Source organism: Sphingomonas sp. NIC1 (assembly GCF_001638925.1).
Lineage (GTDB): Bacteria > Pseudomonadota > Alphaproteobacteria > Sphingomonadales > Sphingomonadaceae > Sphingomonas > Sphingomonas aquatilis.
In genome coordinates this window covers 1,933,902-1,957,312 of the sequence record NZ_CP015521.1, presented here as the reverse complement: position 1 = coordinate 1,957,312, position 23,411 = coordinate 1,933,902, and the positions used below count along the sequence as shown (strand labels likewise).

General features: G+C 68.5%; 20 protein-coding genes and 1 pseudogene. 4 read left to right on the top strand and 17 right to left on the bottom strand.

Annotation, left to right across the window (positions count from 1 at the left end):
• Positions 1 to 3: 3 nt before the first annotated feature.
• The 5 genes from A7E77_RS09370 to A7E77_RS09350 all read right to left on the bottom strand — a co-directional run bounded on the left by A7E77_RS09370 (position 4) and on the right by A7E77_RS09350 (position 6,875).
• Positions 4 to 1,575, bottom strand: coding sequence for a spinster family MFS transporter (locus tag A7E77_RS09370; protein WP_063687467.1), 1,572 nt, complete (start codon positions 1,573 to 1,575; stop codon positions 4 to 6).
• Between the two features lie 102 nt (positions 1,576 to 1,677).
• On the bottom strand, positions 1,678 to 2,325 hold the full coding sequence (locus A7E77_RS09365) for a hypothetical protein (RefSeq protein ID WP_226341699.1): 648 nt from the start codon (positions 2,323 to 2,325) through the stop codon (positions 1,678 to 1,680).
• An 8-nt stretch (positions 2,326 to 2,333) separates the two neighbouring features.
• Positions 2,334 to 3,569 carry a TIGR04063 family PEP-CTERM/XrtA system glycosyltransferase gene (locus A7E77_RS09360; RefSeq protein WP_063687463.1) on the bottom strand — a complete coding sequence of 412 codons (1,236 nt, stop codon included), beginning with the start codon at positions 3,567 to 3,569 and terminating at the stop codon, positions 2,334 to 2,336.
• Between the two features lie 48 nt (positions 3,570 to 3,617).
• Positions 3,618 to 4,766 carry a saccharopine dehydrogenase family protein gene (locus A7E77_RS09355; protein ID WP_017977492.1) on the bottom strand — a complete coding sequence of 383 codons (1,149 nt, stop codon included), beginning with the start codon at positions 4,764 to 4,766 and terminating at the stop codon, positions 3,618 to 3,620.
• A gap of 324 nt (positions 4,767 to 5,090) precedes the next feature.
• Complete coding sequence (locus A7E77_RS09350) at positions 5,091 to 6,875, bottom strand: ABC transporter transmembrane domain-containing protein (protein ID WP_063687461.1); 1,785 nt, start codon at positions 6,873 to 6,875, stop codon at positions 5,091 to 5,093.
• Between the two features lie 150 nt (positions 6,876 to 7,025).
• Here A7E77_RS09350 and A7E77_RS09345 point away from each other — a divergent pair, with 150 nt between their 5' ends.
• Positions 7,026 to 8,258: a polyhydroxyalkanoate depolymerase gene (locus A7E77_RS09345; protein WP_063687459.1), complete on the top strand. Its 1,233-nt coding sequence runs from the start codon at positions 7,026 to 7,028 to the stop codon at positions 8,256 to 8,258.
• A gap of 69 nt (positions 8,259 to 8,327) precedes the next feature.
• Here the strand turns inward: A7E77_RS09345 and A7E77_RS09340 are convergent, their stop codons facing one another.
• The 10 genes from A7E77_RS09340 to A7E77_RS09300 form a co-directional block, all read right to left on the bottom strand.
• Positions 8,328 to 8,810, bottom strand: a complete 483-nt coding sequence (locus A7E77_RS09340; protein WP_063687457.1) for a pyridoxamine 5'-phosphate oxidase family protein — start codon at positions 8,808 to 8,810, stop codon at positions 8,328 to 8,330.
• A 358-nt stretch (positions 8,811 to 9,168) separates the two neighbouring features.
• A complete protein-coding gene (locus A7E77_RS09335; protein WP_063687455.1) occupies positions 9,169 to 10,347 on the bottom strand; it encodes an acetyl-CoA C-acyltransferase in 1,179 nt (392 codons plus the stop codon).
• 61 nt (positions 10,348 to 10,408) lie between these two features.
• A complete protein-coding gene (locus A7E77_RS09330) occupies positions 10,409 to 10,843 on the bottom strand; it encodes a MaoC family dehydratase (RefSeq protein ID WP_172436207.1) in 435 nt (144 codons plus the stop codon).
• 193 nt (positions 10,844 to 11,036) lie between these two features.
• Positions 11,037 to 12,209, bottom strand: a complete 1,173-nt coding sequence (locus tag A7E77_RS09325) for a mechanosensitive ion channel family protein (protein WP_063687453.1) — start codon at positions 12,207 to 12,209, stop codon at positions 11,037 to 11,039.
• 7 nt (positions 12,210 to 12,216) lie between these two features.
• A complete protein-coding gene (locus A7E77_RS09320) occupies positions 12,217 to 13,230 on the bottom strand; it encodes a DNA topoisomerase IB (protein WP_063687451.1) in 1,014 nt (337 codons plus the stop codon).
• Positions 13,231 to 13,285: 55 nt separating this feature from the next.
• Complete coding sequence (locus A7E77_RS09315) at positions 13,286 to 14,323, bottom strand: acyltransferase family protein (RefSeq protein WP_063687449.1); 1,038 nt, start codon at positions 14,321 to 14,323, stop codon at positions 13,286 to 13,288.
• The gene (locus A7E77_RS09310; RefSeq protein ID WP_063687447.1) at positions 14,320 to 15,681 is read right to left on the bottom strand and encodes a DUF5935 domain-containing protein; all 1,362 of its coding nucleotides are present in this window, start codon (positions 15,679 to 15,681) and stop codon (positions 14,320 to 14,322) included. The genes A7E77_RS09315 and A7E77_RS09310 overlap by 4 nt, the downstream gene beginning before the upstream one ends.
• Positions 15,674 to 15,829, bottom strand: a complete 156-nt coding sequence (locus tag A7E77_RS17940) for a hypothetical protein (protein ID WP_192929956.1) — start codon at positions 15,827 to 15,829, stop codon at positions 15,674 to 15,676. The genes A7E77_RS09310 and A7E77_RS17940 overlap by 8 nt, the downstream gene beginning before the upstream one ends.
• A gap of 186 nt (positions 15,830 to 16,015) precedes the next feature.
• The gene (locus A7E77_RS09305; RefSeq protein WP_063687445.1) at positions 16,016 to 16,354 is read right to left on the bottom strand and encodes a hypothetical protein; all 339 of its coding nucleotides are present in this window, start codon (positions 16,352 to 16,354) and stop codon (positions 16,016 to 16,018) included.
• Complete coding sequence (locus A7E77_RS09300) at positions 16,351 to 18,570, bottom strand: ribonuclease R family protein (RefSeq protein WP_063687443.1); 2,220 nt, start codon at positions 18,568 to 18,570, stop codon at positions 16,351 to 16,353. Before A7E77_RS09300 ends, A7E77_RS09305 begins: the two co-directional genes overlap by 4 nt.
• A 147-nt stretch (positions 18,571 to 18,717) precedes the next feature.
• Here A7E77_RS09300 and A7E77_RS09295 point away from each other — a divergent pair, with 147 nt between their 5' ends.
• Positions 18,718 to 19,638 (top strand): rhodanese-related sulfurtransferase, encoded by a 921-nt coding sequence (locus tag A7E77_RS09295; RefSeq protein WP_063689844.1) that lies wholly within the window; start codon positions 18,718 to 18,720, stop codon positions 19,636 to 19,638.
• A 178-nt stretch (positions 19,639 to 19,816) separates the two neighbouring features.
• A complete protein-coding gene (locus tag A7E77_RS09290) occupies positions 19,817 to 20,197 on the top strand; it encodes a hypothetical protein (protein WP_063687441.1) in 381 nt (126 codons plus the stop codon).
• Between the two features lie 55 nt (positions 20,198 to 20,252).
• On the opposite strand, the pseudogene A7E77_RS09285 reads toward A7E77_RS09290, so the two are convergent.
• Positions 20,253 to 21,164 (bottom strand): annotated as a pseudogene (locus A7E77_RS09285) (SMP-30/gluconolactonase/LRE family protein).
• 108 nt (positions 21,165 to 21,272) lie between these two features.
• Between A7E77_RS09285 and A7E77_RS09280 the strand changes: the two are divergent.
• Positions 21,273 to 22,925, top strand: a complete 1,653-nt coding sequence (locus A7E77_RS09280) for a thiamine pyrophosphate-binding protein (RefSeq protein WP_063687439.1) — start codon at positions 21,273 to 21,275, stop codon at positions 22,923 to 22,925.
• A gap of 12 nt (positions 22,926 to 22,937) precedes the next feature.
• On the opposite strand, the gene A7E77_RS09275 is transcribed toward A7E77_RS09280, so the two are convergent.
• On the bottom strand, positions 22,938 to 23,402 hold the full coding sequence (locus tag A7E77_RS09275) for a RidA family protein (RefSeq protein ID WP_017977474.1): 465 nt from the start codon (positions 23,400 to 23,402) through the stop codon (positions 22,938 to 22,940).
• Between the last annotated feature and the right edge of the window lie 9 nt (positions 23,403 to 23,411).

The following is a 23,411-nucleotide window of genomic DNA, read 5'->3' as shown; positions in this document are numbered from 1 at the left end:
CGATCAGATCGGCTCCCCCGCCGCCCGCGCGCGCGCTTCGCGTGACGCCTCGGCGGCGGGGACGAGGCGATAGGCGGCGATCGCGCAGGTCAGCGTCACCGGCATGATCGCGAGCAGCGACAGCATGCCGACCGACAGGCTGCCCGACAGAGTCGAGATGCGGCCCGCCAGATACGGCCCCATCGCGAGGCCCATCAGCGTCGTGCCGATGAAGAAGGTCGCGGTCGCGGTGCCGCGCATGCGGGGCAGCACCAGATCCTGCGTCGTCGCCGCCGCCGACCCCAAAGCGCCGCTGGCAGTGAGGCCCGACAGGAACAGGCAGGGATAGAAGACCCAGACGCTCGACGCGGTGAAGGCACCGATCAGGAACGGGATCGGCACCGTCGCGCCGAAGATCACGACGATCAGCCGCCCGGCGGGGTCCGTGCGGCGCAGACGGTCGGCGACGATGCCGCCGATGGTCAGCCCTAGAAACCCGGCGAGCGCGCCGCTGCTGCCGAGCAACAGGCCGGCCCGCGCCGGTGTCTCGCCCAATGTGCGCAACACGTAGGGCGCGGCCCAGAAGCTGGCAGCGTAGCTGAGGAACGAGTTCAGGCCGTAGGCGACGACGGTGCAGAGGAAGGCCGGCGTGCCGACAATCAGCGCGAAGGTGGCGGGATCGCGGCGCTTAAGCGCGCAGGCCCAGGAGAAGACCGCATAGACGCCGATGCCGATCGCCAGCCACTGCGGCTTGGGTTCGCCGATGCCGATCAGGAAGGCGACGACCGCCACCACCGCGGCAAGGCCGGTGAGGTTGATGAGCAATGCCCGCGTGCCGCCGCGCGCCGCACCGATCAGCGTGAGCGGCGGGATGATCGTGAGCAGCTCCTGGAAGAAGGCGCGGAAGGGGGCGGGATGCTTGTCCGGTTCGGGCAGCCCCTCGACCAGCCCGCGGATCGGTTCGCGGATCGTCGCGACCCATAGCGCGACGATGAGGCCGGGGATGCCGACCGCGAGGAACGCCGCCTGCCACCCGACGAGACCGAAAGACCCGCCGTCGGGATAGGCGCGGTTCCAGCCCTGGACGATCAAGCCGCCGATGAACAGGGATACCCCGCCCCCGACGTACAGGCCCGCCGAATAGATCGACAAGGCCGTCGCGCGCAGCCGCTTGGGGAAATAGTCCGAAATCAGCGAATAGGCGGCGGGACTCGCGGTCGCCTCGCCGATCCCGACGCCGATGCGCGCCGCGGCGAGTTGGCCACCGGTGCGTGAAAAGCCGGACAATGCGGTCATGGTCGACCAGAGCGCGAGGCCGACGGTCATCAGCCGCACGCGGTGCCAGCTGTCCGCGAGGCGGCCGAGCGGGATGCCGAACAGCGCGTAGAACACACCGAAGGCGGTGCCGTAGAGGAAGCCGAGGTCCTCGTCCTTCAGATTGAGGTCGCGCTTGATGTCTTCGGCCAGGATCGAGATCACCTGCCGGTCGACGAAGTTGAGGACGTAGACGACGAACAGGATGCCCAGCACATACCAGGCATAGCGCGGCGCGGGCGCCTGCGCCGCCACGTCCCCGGACGCGGTGGGACCAGCCATCGACCTCTCCTTCGATTTTTTCGAAGGCTAACAGAGGTTCCGGGGCCCGATAACCCCAAAAGCGATACCCGATATTCTAAAGTGTGTCTGGCGGCGTGGACCTCACCGCTTCGGACGGCGGCGCGTGACACGCTCCAGCCGATCGATCAGCGATTCGATCGTCGGCGGGGCGGCGGGGGCGGCAGGCTCTTCGGCGGCCGGCTTGGCGGGCACGCGCAGCGGCGGCACGGGGCGCACCGGCGTCAGCGGCACGGGGGGCAGCGCACCGGGGTGGAAGGCGGCGAGCGGCAGGTCAAGGTCCGCCGGAATCGGCTGCTCGACCGGCGGTGGTGGGGGTGGCGCGCTGGTAACGGGGCGCGCAAACATCGTGTCGTCGTCATCCTCCAGATCCGCGGCTGATAGCGGGCGGCGCGCAGGCGCGTCAGGGTGCGCGTCGGCGCGGCGCAGGACGGGGACGCCATCGCTGGAGGCGGCGCGCGGGGCGAGCAGGCCCCCCGGGCCAAACAGCAGGAACAGCGCCGACCAGGTGACCGCACCGGCCAGCGCCCCGCCGGCCAGCGCCAGCACGGTGCGCGCGGTCGTGCCCAAGGGCGGTTCCGCCGCGCCGATCAGCGACGGCAGGCCGCTGCGCCATACCCAATCCTCCAGCACGGTGGCGGGTAAGGCAACGAACAGCAGGACGACGGCCAGCGCCGCCACTGCGCCACCCACCGGGGCGATCCAGCGCATCATCGCGGCGCGCGACGGCATGGTCTGGGTCATAGGCTGGCCGGGGAATGCTGGCATGCTGTGTCCATCAGCGCGGCCGACGTGAGCCGCTGGTAAACGGGATCGTAACGACGAATGTTTGACGACCAGTTACGCTCCGCCTCGACGAACGCGCGCCCACGGGCGCGGCGCGCATCCCAGCCGCTGCGGTCGGCGAGCAGGCCGGCGAGCGCCATCGCGATGGCGGCGGGATCGTCCGGGGCGAAGAGCGTGCCGGTGTCGCCGTCGCGGATCAGTTCGCGATGGCCGCCGACGTCGGAGGCGGCGACCAATTTGCCCTGCGCCATCGCCTCCAGGGGTTTGAGCGGTGTGACGAGGTCGGTGAGGCGCATGCGCTTGCGCGGGTAAGCGAGCACGTCGACGAGCGCGTAATAGCGTTCCACCTCGGTATGCGCCACGCGGCCGACGAAGCGGATCGCGTCCGCCGCCGGGGATGCCGCCGCCTGCGCGCGCAACGCCGCCTCCATCGGCCCGCCGCCGACTAGCAGCAGCCGCGCTTTGGGCCGGGCCGTGACCAGCGCGGGCATGGCGGCGATCAGATCGTCCAGCCCCTCATAATCGTAAAAGCTGCCGATGAAGCCGATCGTCTCGGCATCGTCGAGCCCCAACGATGCGGCGAGCGCGGTATTGCGCGCGACCGGTTCGCCGAAGAGCGTCAGGTCGACGCCATTGGGCGACACGACGATCTTGTCCGCCGCCACGCCACGCGCGATCAGGTCGCCGCGCAGGCCCTCGCAGATCACCGCCACCGCATCGGCGCGCCGCACCGCCCAGCTCTCCATCGCGCGGGTGACGCGATATTTGGCCGACCCTTCGGTGCCCGTGCCGTTGCCGACCGCCGCATCCTCCCAAAAGGCGCGAATTTCGTAGACCAGCGGCAGGCGCCGCGTGCGCGCGACGCGCAACGCCGCGATCGCATCGAGCACGGGCGAATGGGCGTGGAGGATGTCGGGGCGAAAGGCGTCGACGGCCGCGTCGATCCGCCGGGCAAAGGCGGCGAGGCCGCCGACCTCCCCCAGCACGCCGCCCTTTCGCGTCGCCTGGGTGCGATAAAAGGTCAGGCCATCGACCGATTCGACCGCGTCCGGCGCCAGGCCATGCCGCGGGCCGGTGACGGCGGCGACGTGCCAACCGCGCGCCTCCTGCGCCTTCAGGATCGCGCGCGTGCGGAACGTATAGCCGCTTTGCAGGGGCAGTCCGTGGTCGAGGACATGGAGAATCCGCATGGCCCAAGCCCTTGCACCCACAGTGCTTAATGCCGCGTCAACCGCAGCCTAGCCCGCGGTAAAGGTCAGCCCCGCTTTGTCCTGCAAGCGATCGCGCAATCCGGTGCCGAGCAGCGCGCCCGGCGTCCAGATGCCGCCCGCCCCCTCCGTTTCGATCAGGCAGCGCGCGGTTTCGGCGATCATCTTGCTGGTCGAACCGTAACCGGGGTCGCGGTCACCGGTCACCACCGCATCGAAGCGCGCGCCATCGGGCATCAGGCCGACGAACAGCAGGTCGTAATGGCCGCTGTCGCGCTCCTCCTTGCTGGGGCCTTCGCCGGGCTTGGGGCCCTTGTCGCCGGCGAGCGGATTGAGCTTGGCGATCGCTTCGGCGGCGGCCTTGCCCATGTCGCCCAGCCCGGCAACCATCATCTCGTCATAGACGAAGTCGGTGCCGTAGCGGTGGCCGAGCAGATAGTTGGTGCGGTGGACGTTCTTGGTGTTGATCGCCGCCATGATGAACGGCGCGACCCAGGTGTTGAGCGTCGCGTCGAATTCGGGGAGCATGCCGGTCGGCTGATGGGGGCCGCTGAAGCCGGGCGTCAGCGCGAACGGGCTGGCGAGCAGCCCGACGATCGAGGGGTCGCGTGCCGCCGCGGCGAGCGTCGCCTTCAGGCTGGCGGCGGTGCCACCCGAAAAGCCGCCCTTCATCGCGCGCACCCGGCCCTTCACCCGCGGCGCGGGCATGCCGTATTTGGCGCGTGCGCATTCTTGCAATGTCAGCACGCCGAGGTCGAAAGGGATCGAATCGAAGCCGCAGGAAAAGACGATGCGCGCGCCGGTGCGCTGCGCCTCGGCATGATGCGCGTCGATCATGTGGCGCATCCACGCCGGCTCGCCGCACAGGTCGACATAAGCGGTGCCGGCGGCGACGCAGGCGGCGATCAGCGGTGCGCCGTAGAGCTGGTACGGGCCGACGGTGGTCAGCACGACCTGCGTCGATTCGGCCATCGCCTTCAGCGAGGCGGGATCGTCGGCATCGGCGACGACCAGCGGCGTATCGGCCGGCGCGCCGATGAGGTCACGCACCTCCTCCAGCTTGGTGCGGCTGCGTCCCGCCATCGCCCAGCGGGTGACGCCCTGCTGGCTGAGATATTCGGCGACGAGACGCCCGGTGAAGCCGGTGGCGCCGTAGACGATGATGTCGAAGTCGCGCATTGCCCTCTCCCGTTTGCTTTACGCAAACGTCATGCGCTTTGAGGGCGGTGGGGGCAAGGCCTGCCTTCTCCCCGTCATGCCGGTGTATGCCGGGATTCATGGTTTCGGTATGGCTGATGGCGTACGCACCATCGCTGGCTTCGAGCGTCCATGGATCCCGGCGTTCGCCGGGATGACGAAGGGGTGGTGTTCCGCTTCATCCCACGCCGTCATTCCCGCGAAGGCGGGAATCCAGAACCGCTACCGGTGCGGCTCGAGCAGGACCTGCGCGTCTGGATTCCCGCCTTCGCGGGAATGACGGAGGAGTGTGGGGCGATTGGCCCCTTACGCCGCTTCGTTGAACTGCAGCCGGGCGAGTCGCGCGTACAGGCCGCCGCGTTCGATCAGGCTGGCGTGGGTGCCGTCCTCGACGATGCGGCCCTGGTCCATCACCACGATGCGCTGCGCGGCGCGGACCGTCGCAAGCCGGTGTGCGATGACCACCGTCGTGCGGTTCTGCATCAGCCGTTCGAGCGCCTGCTGCACCAGCCGTTCGCTGGCGGCGTCGAGCGCGCTGGTCGCCTCGTCAAGCAGCAGGATCGGCGCGTCGCGCAGCAGCGCACGGGCGATCGTCACACGCTGGCGCTGGCCACCCGACAGGCGCGCGCCGCCCTCGCCCAGATGCGTATCAAGACCCTGCGGCAGGGTTCGCAGGAATTCGGCGGCATTGGCCGCCTCCGCCGCGGCCCACAGCTCGTCGTCGCTCGCCTCCCACCGGCCATAGCGCAGATTGTCGCGCGCGCTGGCGCCGAAGATCACCGCATCCTGCGGCACCATCGCCATCTGCGCACGCACTGCGGCGGGATCGGCTTCGCGCAAATCGACGCCGTCGAGCAGCACGCGACCCGCGGCGGGATCGTAGAAGCGTTCGGCGAGCTGGAACAGCGTTGACTTGCCCGCTCCCGAGGGGCCGACCACCGCCACCGTTTCGCCCGGGCGGATGGTGAGCGTCAGGTCGTCGATCGCCGCCGCATCGGGACGGGTGGGATAATGGAAGCGCACGCCTTCGAACGCGAGCGCGCCCGCGACCGGCACGGGCAAGGGGATCGGTGCGGCGGGTCGGGCGATCTCGGGCGTCTCGCGCAGCAGTTCGGCAATGCGGCTTGCCGCGCCCGCGCCGCGCAGCAGGTCGCCATAGACTTCGGTCAGCGCGCCGAACGCGCCCGCGACGATGCCGCCCGTCACGACGAAGGCGAACATGCCGCCGCCCGACAGGCGCCCGGCGGTGACGTCGGCGACGCCTTCCCACACGACCAGCACGATCGACCCGAAGACGAGGCCGATCATGATCGCGGTCATCACGGCGCGCAGCGCGATGCGGCGCTTCGCGGCGGCGAAGGTCGCGTCCACCGCCGCGCCGAAGCGCGCCGCCTCGCGCGATTCCTGACCGAATGCCTGCACGATCTTCATCGCGCCCAGCGTCTCGGTCACCAACGCGCCGACATCGGCGATCCGATCCTGCGAGGTGCGCGAATGCGCGCGGATGCGGCGACCGAAGATGGTGATGGGCAGCACGACCAGGGGGATGCCGAGCAGCAGCATCCCGGCGAGCTTGGGCGACAACACGAACAGGTAGACCATGCCGCCGATGCCCGTGGCGGTGTTGCGCAGCGCGATCGACACGGTAGTGCCGACGACCGTCTCGATCAGCGTCGTATCGGACGTGAGCCGCGAGGCGATTTCCGACGGGCGGTTTTCCTCGAAGAAGCGCGGCGTCAGCGCCAGCAGGTGCGCCTGCACCTTCAGCCGCAGGTCGGCGACGACGCGCTCGCCCAGCCACGACACGTGGTAGAAGCGGATCGCCGTCGCAATCGCCAGCACCGCGACAATCATGAGCAGATAGTGGAAGGAGGCATCCACCGTCCCCTGCCCGCCCGCGACGAAGCCGCGGTCGATCACCCGCTTGAAACCATAGGGAATGCCGATCGTCGCCGCCGAGGTGGTGGCGAGCGCGGCCAGCGCGATGGCGATGTGGCGGGGATAGCGCAGCGCGATCTCCCACACGAGGCGAAGGTCGCCGAGCCGGCCCTTGCCGGCGGCGGGAGTGGGGGAAACGGGGGAACGCGCCATCGCTCGCGCCTAGCAGCAGGGGGCACACGGCTCAACGCCGCCGGCGCGTACTCGGTCTGGCGCTTATCGCGCGTCTCGGGCGTTCAGACGATTGCGGCAAGCGCGAATGCCGTTACGTATACGGCAACCAATACAGGCTAAGACACGATCATGCTCTACGACGCCTATGAAATGCAGCGCTCGATGCTGGCCGGGGCCAGCGCCATGGCGACCTTCGGCGCGGACTGGATGCGCAATCCGGCCAACCCTTGGTCCTATGTCGGCGGCGGCCAGCTGGTCAGTTCCGCGCTGGAGGTGTTCGCCCATGCCTCCGCGACGCGCGGCAAGCCGGCCTTCGGCCTCGATCACACCGTCATCGATGGCCAGGAGGTGGCGGTGCATGAGGAGATCGTGCTGCAAAAGCCGTTCGGGCAGCTCAAGCGCTTCCGCCGCGATGGCGTGGAAGGCGGGCCGAAGCTGCTGATCGTCGCACCGATGTCGGGCCATTACGCGACGCTGCTGCGCGGCACGGTGGAACGCATGCTGCCGAGCGCGGACGTCTACATCACCGACTGGCGCGATGCGAAGCTGGTGCCGTTGAAGGACGGCCATTTCGACCTCGACGATTATATCGACTATCTGATCGCCTTCCTGGAAGCGATCGGGCCGAACGAGGGCCAGGGCGGCACGCATATGCTGGCGGTCTGCCAGCCGTCGGTGCCCTGCTATGCCGCGGTCGCGCTGATGAGCGCGGACAAGCACCCCTGCCGGCCGAAGACGCTGACGATGATGGGCGGGCCGATCGACACGCGCGAGGCGCCGACCGCGGTCAATACGCTGGCCACCGAACGCCCACACGCCTGGTTCGAACAGAATGTCGTCGTCACCGTGCCGATGATGTATCCGGGCGCGGGGCGGAAGGTGTATCCCGGCTTCCTGCAACTCGCCGGCTTCATGTCGATGAACCTCGGCAACCACATGATGAGCCATTGGGAGATGTTCAAGCATCTGGTCCAGGGCGACGGCGAAAGCGCGCAGGCTACCAAGAACTTCTATGAGGAATATCGCGCGGTCTGCGACATGACGGCGGAATTCTATTTGCAGACGGTCGATCTCGTCTTCCAGACGCATGCCCTGCCTCGTGGCGAGATGCTGCATCGCGGGCGCCGCGTCGATCCGGGCGCGATCACCGATGTCGCGGTGCTGGCGATCGAGGGCGAGCGCGACGACATTTCTGGGCTCGGACAGACCAAGGCGGCGCTGACGCTCGCCATCAACCTGCCAGCCGATCAGAAGCGCTATTACATGGCCGAGGGTGCGGGCCATTACGGCATCTTCAACGGCTCGCGCTGGCGCAACAAGGTGGCGCCGATCGTCGAGGAATGGATGGCGGCGCACGCCTGACGCGCCGGATACGCGAAGGGGCGGCTCCGGTCGGAACCGCCCCTATCGTCGTTTATAAGGCCGGACGCCTCAGGCGACCGAGTCGACCACGGCGTGGCTGCTCGATTCGTCGCTGCGGATCGTGCCGCCGAACAGCATTTTCAGCCGGCCGCCGATCGAGATATCGGTTTCCCACAGCTCGGCGCTGTCGATGTCGAAACGCAGCAGCGTGAGATTGGGGTCTTCCTTGCCGCCCGGGAACCAGGCTTCGACCTGATTATTCCAGAGCTTGTCGATCTGCGTGCGATCGTCGTCACGGCTGACGGTGCCCGCCAGGCACGCGAAGAAGTCGTGCCCCTTGCCGACGAACTGCGCCATGGCGTCGCCGCCCTTGGCAATGCGGTTGTCGCGGCCGGCGAAGAAGAACAGCGTATTGGGCTGATCGTCGTCGATCTGCGCGGTCATCGGCTCCGAATGCTCGCCGTCCATCAGGCCGATCATCACGAACGGGCTGGACTTCAGCTTGTCGAGGAACTTGGCGGCCACTTCCTGCGGGCTGTCTTGATCGGCCATGCATCGTCTCCTGTACCGGGGGTTCGGCCGGAAGAACGAGCGCACCGGGGGTTGGTTGCGCGGAAAGACCGCATCGGCCACGATCGTCGGCGGCGGCAATCCTGCCGTCGCAACAGAGGAGTGGGCCTATGACGCTCGCCGATCTGTGCCTGATCTTGGGCGTACTCTTCGCCTTCGGGACCTTGGTCCTGAAGATCATCGAAGTGGCGCGTACCAAGTAAGGTGCCGGGCGGGGCTCGGGTAGCAGCCTGAGCCCCAAACGATTTGAGCCCCGGTCGTAGCAGCGACCGGGGCTCATACAGAGGGCGCCTATGACTTCGCCAAAACCTATATACCCTTCCCGGGCCTAACTTTCAACTTACAGGACCTCGAACAGCCCCGCCGCGCCCATGCCGCCGCCGACGCACATCGTGACGACGACGTACTTGGCGCCGCGCCGCTTGCCCTCGATCAGGGCGTGACCGGTCATGCGGGCGCCGGACATGCCGTAGGGATGTCCAATCGAGATGGCGCCGCCGTTCACATTGAGCAATTCGTCGGGAATGCCGAGCGTGTCGCGGCAGTAGAGGACCTGGACGGCAAACGCCTCGTTCAGTTCCCACAGGCCGATGTCCTTCATCGTCAGGCCGTTCTTTTCGAGCAGCTTGGGGATCGCGAAGACCGGGCCGATGCCCATTTCGTCGGGCTTGGTGCCCGCCACCGCCATGCCGACGTAGCGACCGAGCGGGGTCAGCCCCTTCGCGGCCGCGACCTTTTCCTCCATCAACACCGATGCCGAGGCGCCGTCCGACAGCTGGCTGGCATTGCCCGCGGTAATGACGCCGTCCGGCCCGACGACCGGCTGCAACGCCTGCAAGCCTTCCAGCGTCGTGTCGGCGCGATTGCCCTCGTCCTTCGACAGCGTGACGTCCTTGGTGCTGACCTCCTTCGTCACCTTATCGACGACGTTCATCGTCGCCGCCATCGGCACGATCTCGTCATCGAACTTGCCCGCCGCCTGCGCCGCGGCAGTGCGCTGCTGCGACTGGAGGCCGTAGGCGTCCTGCGCCTCGCGGCCGATGCCGTAGCGCTTGGCGACCGTTTCGGCGGTCTGCAGCATCGGCATGTAGATGTCGTTGTGCATGGCGAGCAGCTGCTTGTCGGGGGCGACGCGCATCTGCGGGGTCTGCACCATGCTGATGCTTTCGACGCCGCCGCCGATCGCGACATCCATGCCGTCGATCACGATCTGCTTGGCCGCGGTGGCGATCGCCATCAGGCCGCTGGCGCACTGGCGGTCGAGCGACATGCCCGACACGGTGATCGGCAGGCCGGCGCGCAGCGCCGCCTGGCGCGCGATATTGCCCGCCTGATGCCCCTGCTGAAGCGCGGCGCCGAACACCACGTCTTCCACTTCGGCGCCGTCGATGCCGGCGCGCTTGACGGCATGGTCGATCGCATGGCCGGCCAACGCCTGCGGCGTCGTGTTGTTGAAGGCGCCACGATAGGCGCGGCCGATCGGCGTGCGGGCGGTGGAGACGATGACGGCGGAGCGCATGGGCTGGCTTCCTTGATGGGGCGCGACGCGGCGCGCGGGTTCGGTGACTATAGGGTTGGCGTCAGACGAAAATCTGGCTGATCCATTCGGCGATCAGGGCAGGCTTGTCCTGCCCTTCGATCTCGACGACGAAATTGGTGGTCTGCTGGAACTGGCCCGGCCGCTTCTCGTCGAAGGCGAGCAGGGTGAAGCGGCCGCGCACGCGCGATCCCGAACGGACGGGGGTGAGGAAGCGGACCTTGTTGCCGCCGTAGTTGACGCCCATCCGCGCGCCTTCGATCTGCGGCGCGTCGGGCACCTTGCTGCTGAGCAGCGGCATCAGCGACAGCGTGAGAAAGCCGTGCGCGATCGTGCCACCAAAGGGTGTCTGCGCCGCCGCGACGGGATCGATATGGATGAACTGATGGTCGCCGGTCGCTTCGGCGAAGCGATCGATCATCGCCTGCGTCACCTCGACCCAGTCGGACACGGTTTCGGTGCCGACCCTGTCCTTCATCGCCTGCGCGGTGATCGTCGTCACGAAGAATCGCCCTCCCGATTGCGGCGCGCGGATGGCGTTCCGCGTCGCGCCATCCTGTAGGCGGAGCCGGGGGCGTTCCGCAAGCCCCTCTCCCGACCGAAAGCTTGAACCGCGGCATCCATACACGACGAACCGCGCCAAACGCGGCGGACCCGATGTTCGAAAACACCTAGGACGCGGGGGCGTAGGGCATCACGAGCTTGCCGTCCGGGCCGGCGGTGTAGGTCGTCTGCGTCGGATAGGCGATGCCGATCCCTTCCGCGGCGAAGCGGCGGATCAACGACACCATGATGCGGTCGCGCATCGGGTGCGCGGTCGCCCAATCGTCGCCGGGGATGTCGAATTGCAGCACAAAATCGAGGCTGGAGGCGCCGAAGGTTTCGAAGCTGGACCGCGCGACCTTGCCGCCCTCGCCCTCGACGATCTCGCGCATGATCTGCGGCACGCGGGCGAGCGTATCGGGCGGGGTTTCGTAGGTGACGCCTATCGTGAACGCGAGCCGGATATGGTCGCGCACGCTGATGTTCTGGATTTCCTTGTCGAGCAATTGCTTGTTGCTGATCACGCGCAATTCGCCGGTGAAGGCGCGGATGCGCGTGCTCTTCAGGCCGATCGATTCGATCACGCCGTTGGTCGTGCCGTAGCTGATCTTGTCGCCGCGGCGGAACGGACGGTCGAAGATGATGGCGAGCGCGGCGAAGAGGTCGCCGAAAATGCCCTGTGCGGCGAGGCCGATGGCGATACCGCCGACGCCCAGGCCGGCGATCAGCCCGGTGACGTTGACGCCGAGATTGTCGAGCACGACGACCAGCGCGACAGCGAACAGCGCGACGGTGACGAGCAGGCGGATGAGGCCCATCGCGCTGAGCAGTGCCTCGCCCGAATAATGTTCGCTGCTGGTGCGGTGTTCGATCGCGCCGAGGATCAGCTCGCGCGCCCAGATCGCCGCCTGAAATACCGAGGCGACGGTCCACAGGAAGTTGATCGTCGTCGATACCTGGCTCGGTGCGCCGGCATAGCCTGCGACCAATTTGGCGGCGAGCATGACGATGAAGAAGTTGTTGGTGCGCGCGATCGCCCGGCCGACGATCGCGCCCCAGCCGCGGCGGACGAGCGTCTCGGCGACGCCGCCGACATCCTTGCGGCGGCACAGGCGTTCGCCCAGCCGACGCAGGCCGTGCAGCGCGACGACGATCACTACGCCGACGGCGAGCGCGATGAGGATTTGCAGCCAGTGCGTGTGCAGCCAGACTTCGCTGGCAGTGTACAGGCCGGTCAATTGGTCCTGGACGCCGTTGCTGTCGAAGATCGGCGAAGCGGTAGCGGTCGTATTTTTGGACATAAGGGGATCAGGCCGCGGCTTTCAGCGGCGCCGTGCTGGGCGTGCCGGCTTCGAGGAAGGCGATGAGCCCACGCTCCTCGCGGCTGAGATGACGGGCGGAGCGCGGCAGGCGCAACGCGCGGCGGAAGGCGCCCTGCCCCGTCTTCACCAAGGCGATGAGGGACGGGTGGACGTAGCTCTTGCGCGCGATGGCGGGGGTATTGCCCAGGCGGGCGACGACGGGTTCGAGCAGCGCCTTCAGGCTGAGGTCCGCCTCGGCGCGGGCCAGCGCCTCGAACGCGGCGACGCTGGCGCCCCAGGTGCGGAAATGCTTGGCGGTGAAGTCGCCGCCGGTCGCGCGCTTGATATAGTCGTTGACGTCGGACGAGGTGACGGGGTGCGCCTCCCCATCGTCGTCTACCCAGGCGAACAAATGCTGTTCGTCGAGGTCCTGCATCTTGCGCACCGTCGCGGCGAGCCGCTTGTCGGTGATCGCGACATCGCGTTCCTTGCCGGATTTGCCCTTGTAGCGCAGCTTCAGCGTGTTGCCGCGGACGCTGCCGTGGCGCTTGCGCAGCGTCGTGGCGCCATAGCTCTTGTTCGCTTCGGCATAGGCTTCGTTACCGACGCGCAGGTGCCCGATGTCGAGCAGGCGAACGACTGCGGCAATGGCGCGATCGCGCGGCAGACCGCGGGCGGACAAATCCGCCTCGACGCGGGCGCGCAGCTTGGGCAGGCAATGGCCGAAATCGGCGCATTTTTCGTATTTCGCCGCCTCCTGCGCTTCGCGGAAGCCGGTGTGATAGCGATATTGCTTACGCCCCTTCTCGTCCCAGCCGACCGCCTGGATATGGCCGTTGGACTTGGGGCAAAACCAGGCGTCGCGATAGGCGGGGGGCAGGCCGACCGCGTTCAGCCGGTCAATCTCGTCACGGTCGGTGATCCGGTCGCCGTCGGGCGCGTAATAGGCCCAGCCATTGCGAACCTTGCGGCGCGTGATGCCGGGCTTGGAATCATCGCAATAGACTATGCGTGCGGCCAATTGGGCACTCCCTTCCTAGTAGGAAATGCCCAGGCGACGCAGGCGGTTCCGAGCGCTACCCCGCGGCGCGCGGCCGCCCGAGCGCGTTGACCCAGCGTTGCGCGGGCCGTTCAACCCAGCGGTAGAGGAGCACGGACGCGGCGAAGACCAGCGCGAGATAGAGCGCGATGACCGGCCAGGGCACCGACGCGGCATCGCGGACGGCGACGAGCTTGAATGCCTTCCACAGCAGGAAATGCGACAGATAGGTTGCGTAGCTGATGTCGCCGAGCGCGTGGAGCCAGCGCCCCTCGAGCGGATGGTGCGGCGTGCCGGCGGTCAGCGCCAGCGCGAGCAGCAGCGCGGCGAACGTGACGGGCGCGGCGAGGGTTTCGGGCAAACCCAGCACCCATGCCGCCGCGCCGACCGCGGCGATGCCGAGTGACCAGACGAGCGACGGGCGGCGCAGGAACAGCGCGGCGAGGATCGTGCCGGTGGCGAATTCGGCGAGACAGCGGATGAGGCCGAAGCGCGGAATGTCCCAGCCCAGCGTCGGCGCACCCTGCATGGCGATGTGCAGGCCAGCGAGGATCGCCGCTGCGATGGCCACCAGCGCAAGCGCGGGCAGGCGTCGCCAGTCGATCGTCAGGATCAGCAGCGGGAACAGCAGATAGGCGGCGAGTTCGCAGCTGATCGACCAGGCCGGATCGTTCCAGTGCAGCGCATCGGTGACGCCCCAATTCTGCACCAGCAGCACATGCAGCGGCAGTTCGGCGAAGGGGAAGGCGGGGTCGCTGCGCCCGGTGGCCCGCAGCGCGAGCGCCAGCGCGACGCCGAAGGCCAGCATCACCGCGTGCAGCGGCCAGATGCGCGCCACGCGCTTTTGCAGGAAGCGGGCGATGCCGGCGGCGCCCTGCCCGCGCAGCCGGTCGTGCCAGGTCAGCCAGATGACGAAACCAGACAGGAGGAAGAAGAAATCGACCGCCAGATAGCCCTTGGCGAACACCGCCTCGACGCCGTGCGGCAGGCCCGCGATGCTGGCGCGGATGTGGTAGAGGACGACCAACCACGCCGCGATGCCGCGGGCAGAGGTGAGGGCGCGCAGTTCGCTCATGCTGGAATGGCGTCGCTCCGCGGCTTGCGCAGCGGCGCCTGGCCCTCTTCGCTGCGGCGGCGGGCGAGATAGGTGTCGAGGCCGATCTGCGCGCCCAATAGCATGTAGATGAACGGCTGGAAGGCGATGGCGATGAACGCCGCGCCGAGCAGATAGACGAGATGCGCGGTCTGGAGCGCGGCGGCGAGCGGGCCCGCCCAGCCGAAGGGGCCGGCGGGATCGCGATAGCGGCGGCGCAGCACCTCCATGCGGACGAGGCCGATCAGGCTGATCGCCAGCCACAGGGCCAGGCCGGGATAGCCCTGTTCGCCCAGCATCTCGAAATAGGCGCTGTGATAGCCGCGCGCCTTGTCGGTCACCGCCTGATCGGCGACGGTCGCGGCGGCATCGCCCTGCGCCGCGGTCGTCTTTTTGATCTCGTAGCGGATGTGGTTGCCGCGGAACGCCTCGAATCCGCCGCCGAAGGGGTGCGCCTTGGCATAGTCGATCGTCCACTGCCACACGGCGATACGGGTGGAGGCGGATTCGTCGGCGTCATGGCTCTTGATGGTGCTCATCCGCTCGGTGAAGCTCGCGGGCAGGAACGGCACCGCAAGCAGCCCGGCCGCGCCGATCATGGCGAGATAGGTGAACTTGCGCTTCGTGTTGCGCAGCGACAGCAGCGCGACGAGGACCGTGCAGAGCGTGCCGGTACGCGTTGACGTGCCGATCGGGATCAGCAGGCAGGCGAAGATCAGGCACAGGCAGAAGCCCTTCACCTTCCAGTCGGGCGGGAAGATCGTGCCCCAGCGCATGAACCAGGCGATCAACGGCACGATCGCGATCGCGACGGTGGAGATGGTCGACCCTTCGTACAGGCCCGAATTGTTGGTCACCATCAGGTCGAGCTGGCCATAGCCGCCGCCGCCCGCCGCGGTCTTGATACCGCCGACAATGATGATCGTCGCCGCCGACAGGATCATGAACAGCAGCAGCGACTCGATGCGCAGGCGCGTGCGCAACGTCAGCGGCAGGAAGGCGGCGAAGGCCAGACACTTCCACACCCAGTCCCATTTGTCGCGCGCGTCGACGGGGAAGTCGGCGCCCATCGTCGTGATCCCGCAATAGAGCAGCAGCAGGATGATGAGGCCCTGCCGCGGCGCGAAGCGGCTATCGCTCTTGTCGTCCATCAGCAACCAGCCACCGACCGCCAGCACCACCGCGATCAGCGAAATCGGCACGGCGTTGAGCAGGATGTACGTCAGCCGCTGCGGCGAGACGATGTCGATATAGACGTAGGCGCACACCAGCAGGAACGGACGGCGGAGGCCCATTCCGAACAGCGCGGCGAGGAAGGCGACGAAGACGAGATCACGCACCGGCGGGCGGCTCCGGCGGCGCGCTGCGGCGGGCGCGCCAATGGCGGGGCGGCGGCGCTTCGGAATCGAGATCGGGCCGGCGCAGCAGGCGCCAGGCGGCGAGCAGCATCAGGCCGTGCGTCAGCGCCAGCGACAGATTGTCGATCATCGCGTGCGAGCGCTCCTTGTCCAGGCGACAGGTGTAGGGGGTTCGGGTTGATGCGGCGTTAAGGGATTACTCGCTTCGTCATCCCGGCGGACGCCCGAATCCATGGTTGCGGTGCCGCTTGTGGTGTGACCGCCACGGACGCCGCGTGTCCATGGATTCCGGCGTTCGCCGGAATGACGAGTGGGACTAGATGCGGTAGAAAGCCACCGCGACCGCGGCGACCAGCAGCGCGACCATCAGCAGCACCGGCACGCGCTTCGCCCGGCGCGCCGCGGCGGCGGTTTCGTAGGCATGCATGTCGAACCAGAAGCGGCCCTGCCCCACGCCGCGGATCGACCCGTCGGCGATCATCGCGGCGAAGGCCTTCGCCTCGCGCGCGTCGGCGGGGGTGAAGGGCATGGCGTCGTCGGCGATCACCGCATGCGCCGCGACGAAGCGCGGGGCGATCGTGCCGTGGACCAGATAGCGGTCGCGCACCGTGCCGCGCGGCCCGGATGTCGCGACGCGCGTCAGCCGGCCGCTCACCGCTGCTTGCCGTTGTGGCGGATGTTGCCGGGCCGGCCGCGGCGCGCGACGACGCGATCCTTGCGGCCACCCTTGATGCCCTTGCCGAGATGCCGCGGCCCCGGTGCGGCGCCCTTGCCGCCGGGCAGTTCGAAGCGCAGCGCACCCGACACCGGATTGGCCTCCGCGAGCCGCAATTCCAGCCGTTGCCCCAGCGCATATTCCTCGCCGCTGTCCTCGCCGGTCAGCGTACGCGCCGCCTCGTCGAAGCGGAAATATTCGCCGCCCAGGTCGCGGACCGACATCAGGCCGTCGCCGCCGATCCCCTCGACGGTGGCGAAGAAGCCGTAATTCTGCACGCCGGTGATCCGCGCCGACACCGTCTCGCCGACGCGTTCGGCGAGGAAGGCGGCGACGTACCGGTCGATCGTGTCGCGCTCCGCCTCCATCGCGCGTCGTTCGAGCGCGCTGATCGTCGTGCCGATCTGCTCCATCGCCTCGGCATCCGCCTTGGTGAGCCCGCCCTCGCCCAGGCCATAGGCCGCGACAAGCGCGCGGTGGACGACGAGGTCGGCATAGCGCCGGATCGGCGAGGTGAAGTGGGCGTAGCTACCCAGCGACAGGCCGAAATGCCCCTGGTTGGCGGGCGCGTAATAGGCCTGGGTCTGCGTGCGCAGCACCTGCTCCATCACCTGCGGGCGGAAGTCGGCATCACCGATCCGGTCGAGGATATGGTTGAACGTCGCCGGGCGGATGACCTGGCCGAGCGCGAAGGGCACGTCGAACGTCTCGAGATAGTCCTTCAGCGCGACGAGCTTTTCGCGGCTGGGCGGTTCGTGGACGCGGTACATGACCGGCGCCTTCTTCGCCTCCAGCGCCTTGGCGGCGGCGACGTTGGCGGCGATCATATAATCCTCGATCAGCCGGTGCGCATCGAGCCGCTCGCGCGGGGCGACCGACATGATCCGGCCCTGCTCGTCGAGCACGACGCGGCGTTCGGGCAGGTCGAGGTCGAGCGGTTCGCGCGCATCGCGCGCCTTCGCCAGCGCGCGCCAGCAGGCCCAGAGCGGGCGCAGCACGTCGATCAGCGCGCCGGCATCGGCGTCGATCGTCGCCTGCGCGTCTTCATAGGCGAGGTTCGCCGCGATGCGGACGCGGGCGCGAGCGAAGCGCCAGCTTTCGAGCTTGCCCGATTTGGAGATGTGGAGGTGACAGACCAAGGCCGCGCGGTCCTCGCCTTCCTTCAGTGAGCACACTTCCGCCGACAGGATTTCGGGCAGCATCGGCACGACGCGATCGGGGAAATAGACCGAATTGCCGCGCCGCCGCGCCTCGCGGTCGAGTTCCGAGCCGGGCCGGACATAGAAGCTGACGTCGGCGATCGCGACGACCGCCTGCCAGCCGCCGTCCTCATGTGGCGCAGCCCATACGGCATCGTCATGATCGCGCGCATCCACCGGGTCGATCGCCACGATCGGCAGGTGCGTGAGGTCTTCGCGGTCCTCGCCGAGCGGCAGTTCCGACACGCGCTTTGCCTCGTCGAGCGTATCGCCCGAGAAGACGTCCGGGATGCCAAGCTTATGGATCGCGATCAGCGAGAAGCTGCGCGGTGCGAACGGGTCGCCGAGGCGCTGGACGACACGAACGGTGATGCGTGGCGGTCGCCCGCCCATTTCCGCCATGACGAGGTCGCCGGCCGCCGCGCCGCCGGTGTCGGAGACGGGAAATTCGCGCCGCTCCTTCTTTTCGACGCCGGTCAGCCAGAAGCGCTCGCCCTCTTGCCGCAGCACGCCGAGAATTTGCTCCGAAGCCTTGGCGAGCACCTTCATCGGATGCGCGATCCAGCCGTTGCCCGCCTCTTCGGTACGCGCGAGGATGCGTTCGCCGATGCCGAGCGCGCCACGCTTGCGTTCGCGGACGCGCAGCCGTGGCACGGGGCCGTCCGCTTCCCAGCGATCGGGCACCGCCCAGACATTGCCGCCATCGTCCACATCGGCGATGCGCAGCACGGTTACCTTGGGCAGACCACCCATCTTGTGAAAGGCGCGGCCGGGGGCGCTGTCGATCAGGCCTTCGTCGGCCATGTCCTTCAGCATCGCCTTCAGCGCGATCTTTTCCTGTGCGGTCAGGCCGAACGCCTTGGCGATCCCGCGTTTGCCGGCGGGAACCTCCGATTGCGTGATGAAGTCGAGGATCTGCGCCTGCGTCGGCAGGCCGGGTCTGGGTTTCTTTGCCACTTAGTGGAGATAGGGCGCGCGGGCGGGTTCGTCACCGCATGTTTGTTCACGCGAAGGCGCAAAGACGCGACGAGGTTGCGGATGAGCGAGGTCGCCCTGCTTCTTCGCGGCTTCGCGTTGTCGCGTGAACCGACTATGGGCCTACCCATGTCCGTCACCGTTGCCGCGCTGTACCACTTCACCCGTTTCGCCGATCCCGCCGCGCTTCAGGGCCCGTTGCTGGCCTTGTGCGAGGCGCAGGGTGTGCGCGGCACGCTGTTGCTGGCGGAGGAAGGGATCAACGGGACGATCGCCGGACCGGCCGAGGGAGTCGACGCCGTGCTCGCGCATATCCGCGCCCTGCCCGGCTGTGCGGCGCTGGAGGTAAAGTTCTCCGCGGCGGACACGATGCCCTTCCACCGTACCAAGGTGCGGCTGAAGCGCGAGATCGTGACGATGGGCGAACCGCTGGTCGACCCGACCGATCCCGGCACCTATGTCGATCCCGCCGACTGGAATGCGCTGATCGCCGATCCGGGCACGGTGCTGATCGACACGCGCAACGATTACGAGGTGGCGGTCGGCACGTTCGACGGCGCGGTCGATCCGGAGACTCGGTCTTTTCGCGAGTTTCCGGGTTGGTTTCGGGCGCATCGCGACGAATTGCTCGCCGGCACCAAACGCGTCGCGATGTTCTGCACCGGGGGCATCCGCTGCGAAAAGGCGACGGCGTTCCTGAAGGCGGAGGGCGTGCCCGACGTGTTCCACCTGAAAGGCGGCATCCTGAAATATCTGGAAGAGGTGCCCGCCGAGCAGAGCGCGTGGCGGGGCGAATGTTTCGTGTTCGACGAACGGGTGGCGGTGGGGCACGGCCTGGCGCCGGGCAGCCACGGCTTGTGCCGGGCGTGCCGGATGCCGGTGTCAGAGGCGGATCGCGCGTCGCCGCTGTACGAGGAGGGGGTGAGCTGCCCGCGCTGCCACGACACGCGCGATGCGGCGGCCCGGGCGCGCTATGCGGAGCGACATCGGCAAGCGCAGCTGGCGGAGGCGCGCGGCGAGGCGCATGTCGGGCGGCGGTTTGAGGATTGAGCCGCGGGTTGCCCCGCCCTCACCCTTCCGGCGCTACGCGCCTCCCTCCCTCTCCCGATGGGAGAGGGAAGAGACGGCGAAGCCGTCGATAGGGTGAGGGTGCGTGCGGGACGGCCGCCTGTCGGATGAACCAACCCCCGGCATCGTCGTTATGCTGCCGTAACAGGAGGCTCGACGGATGCTGTTCACCACCACCACGCAATTCGCCGCGCTGGCGCTGTGCCTGATCGCAGGCTGGTTCTTCGGATTGGCGAGCAGCAGCGGCGGCAAGAAGTGGAAGGCGCGCTATGCCGCGGAGCGCGAGGCGCACGGCACCTATCGCAAGCAGGGCGACACCAGCCTGGCCGCCGCGAATGCGCGCGTCGCCGAACTGGAGCGCGAGAATGCGCGTCTGACCGAAGCGGCGCAGGCCCGCCCCGTCGCCGCGCCGGTCGCCACCACGACGGCGCCGACGATCGGCGAGCGCCTGACCGGCCGCCGTCAGACCGCCGCCCGTCCGGCCTATCCGGCAGGCCAGCGTCCGGGCTGGTTCGACTTCGGTCCGCGGTCGCGGGTGTAAACGGACGATAAGGCGCTCAGCGGTCGGCGGACCGATCACGGCGCGCGCCTTTTCGTCAATAGGCCAGGCGCAAGCCGGGCCGCGGCCAGCGCATCGTCACCAGCCGGCCGCTGCCCGACAGCGTGACATAGGCGTCGTGCAGATCGTCCCCGCCCCAGCAGATGTTGGTCGTGAACACGTCATCAGTCGTGACGAATTTGACAAGGTCGCCCGTCGGGGACACGACGCTGATCCCGCTTTCGCCGATCGTCGCGACTCAGACGTTCCCGCCGGCCTCGACACCCAGCGAATCGAAGAATTTATACCCCGCCGGTCGATAGACCGGGATGCCGGGCCCGCCTGGGCCGCCGCCGGGCGCGACCTTGCCGGGGGCGATCACGTCGAATGCCATCAGCCGGCATGTGTAGGTCTCTGCCGCGTAGAGGCGGCTGCCGTCGGGTGACAGGCCGATGCCGTTCGGGTTTTCCGACGGGAACACCACCTCTTCCAGGAAGCTGCCGTCCGCCTTGGCGTAGAAGATGCCGGTGACGTCGCGCTCCCGGGGGCGCGTCTTGCCGTGGTCGGTGAACCAGAAACCGCCATGCGCGTCGAACACGATGTCGTTGGGGCCACGCAGCGAACAGCCGAAATCGCCGTCGGCGTACAGCACCTCGACCGTGCCGCGCATCGGGTCGATGCGTTCGATGCGCCCGCCGCTATAATCGTCGGCCTGCCCGTGCGGCGCCAGAAAGCCGCCCGCCTCATGCCAGTTGAACCCGCCGTTGTTGCAGCAATAGAGCTTGCCGTCGGGACCCATCGCCAGGCCATTGGGTCCGCCGCCCGGCTCTGCGACCACGTCGATCCGGCCCTCGGCATCGATACGGGTGATGCGCCCGGCCGCGATCTCGACCAGGATCACGCTGCCGTCGGGCATCGCCACCGGTCCTTCGGGAAAGCGCAGGCCCTGCGCCACCGTCCGCCACGTCATCTGCGCGCCCCTCCCACGTCGTCGATGCTGCCGCAGCATCGCCAGGGGCGGTGGCGCTGGCAAGTCCCTTCCTCGACATCGCCGCCGCCGCGGGGCACAGTCGCGCGCATGGAGAGACAGACCCGGACCGGCGGCCGCATCCTCGTCGACCAATTGCTCGCGCAAGGGTGCGAACGCATCTTCACCGTGCCGGGCGAAAGCTTCCTCGCGGTGCTCGATGCGCTGCATGATACGCCGCAGATCGAAACCGTGGTGTGCCGGCAGGAAGGCGGCGCGGCGTTCATGGCGTGCGCCGACGGCACGCTGACGCATCGGCCCGGCATCGCCTTCGTGACGCGCGGGCCGGGCGCGACCAATGCCTCGATCGGGGTGCATGTCGCGCGGCAGGATTCGCAGCCGATGATCCTGTTCATCGGCGACGTCGACCGCGGCACGCGCGATCGCGAGGCGTTCCAGGAGGTGGATTTCGCCGCGATGTTCGGGCCGCTCGCCAAATGGGCGGCGCGGATCGACGACGCGGCCCGCATCCCCGAATATGTCGCGCGCGCCTATGCGGTGGCGATGAACGGGCGGCCGGGGCCGGTGGTGCTCGCGCTGCCCGAGGACATGCTGCTCGATGCAGTCGAGGCGGTCGACCGGCCGCGTGTCGAGCGCGCGGCGCAGGGGTGCGACGAGGGCGCGATGGCGCAGCTTGCCGATCTGCTCGCCACCGCCGAACGCCCCGTCGCGATCGTCGGCGGTGCGGGGTGGGACGGGATCGCGGCGCAGGATTTCGCCGCCTGGGCGGATCGCACCGGCGTGCCCGTCGCCGCCGCCTTTCGCCGGCAGGATGCCATCCCCAACGCTTGCCCCGCCTATGCCGGGAACCTGGGCTATGGCCCGAACCCGAAGCTCGTCGCGCGGATCAAGGCCGCCGACCTGCTGCTGGTCGTGGGCCCGCGACTGGGTGAGGCGACGACCGATGGCTATGCGCTGATCACCCCGGAGCATCCGGGCCAGCGGCTGATCCACGTCCACCCGGACGCCGACGAGCTGGGCATGACCTACCGCACCGACCTCGCAATCTGCGCCGGCATGGCGGAATTTGCGGAAGGCTTGAACGCGATCGACGGACCGCCGAACGCCGGTGGCGCCGCCGCGCATGCCGATTGGCAGGCGTGGTCGACGCCCGCGGCGCGCGACGGCGTGGCGATGGACCTGGGGCCCTGCGTCGCGGCGATGCGCGCGGTGCTGCCCGCTGATACGATCATCTGCAACGGCGCGGGCAATTACAGCGGCTGGTGGCACCGCTATTGGCCCTATGCCGCGCCGGGCACGCAACTGGCGCCGACGGCGGGGGCGATGGGCTATGGCCTGCCCGCCGCCGTTGCCGCGGCGCTGCGCCATCCGGGGCGGCAGGTGGTGGCGCTCGCCGGCGACGGCTGTTTCCTGATGAACGGGCAGGAACTGGCGACTGCGGTGCAATATGACGCGCAGCTGCTGGTGCTGGTGATCGACAATGGCGGATACGGCACGATCCGCATGCACCAGGAGCGCGAATTTCCGGGCCGCGTATCAGGCACGGCGCTGGCCAATCCCGATTTCGCGGCGCTCGGCCGGGCCTATGGCTGCTGGGCGGAGACGGTGACGCGGACCGAGGATTTCGCGCCGGCGCTCGCGCGGGCACAAGCGCAGCGCGGGGTGCGCCTGTTGCATATCCGCACCGATATCGAGGTCATTACCGCCGGCACCACGCTGAGCACGGTGGCGCGGCGGGGGTGACGCCGCGCCGGATTACGCCAGTTCGATGATCGCGTCGACCTCGACCGCCGCGCCCAGCGGCAGGACGGGGACGCCGACGGCACTGCGGGCATGCTTGCCGGCGTCGCCGAACAGCGCGACCATCAGTTCGGACGCGCCGTTCGCGACCTTGGGCTGATCGGTGAAGTCGCCGTGGCTGTTGACGAACACGCCCAGCTTCACGACGCGCTTGATGCGCGACAGGTCGCCGCCGAGGTGCTTCTTGACCTGCGCGACGATCATCAGGCCGCACAGGCGCGCGGCCTCTTGCCCCTGTTCCAGCGACACGCCGTCGCCCAGACGGCCGGTGACGAGCTGGCCGTCCTTGAAGGGCAGCTGGCCCGACAGGTGCAGCATGCCGCCCGCCTCGACCACCGGCACATAGGCCGCAACCGGCGCCGCCGCTTCGGGCAGGGTGAGGCCGAGTTCCTCGAGCTTGCGATCGACGTGCGTGGTCATGGCAGTATC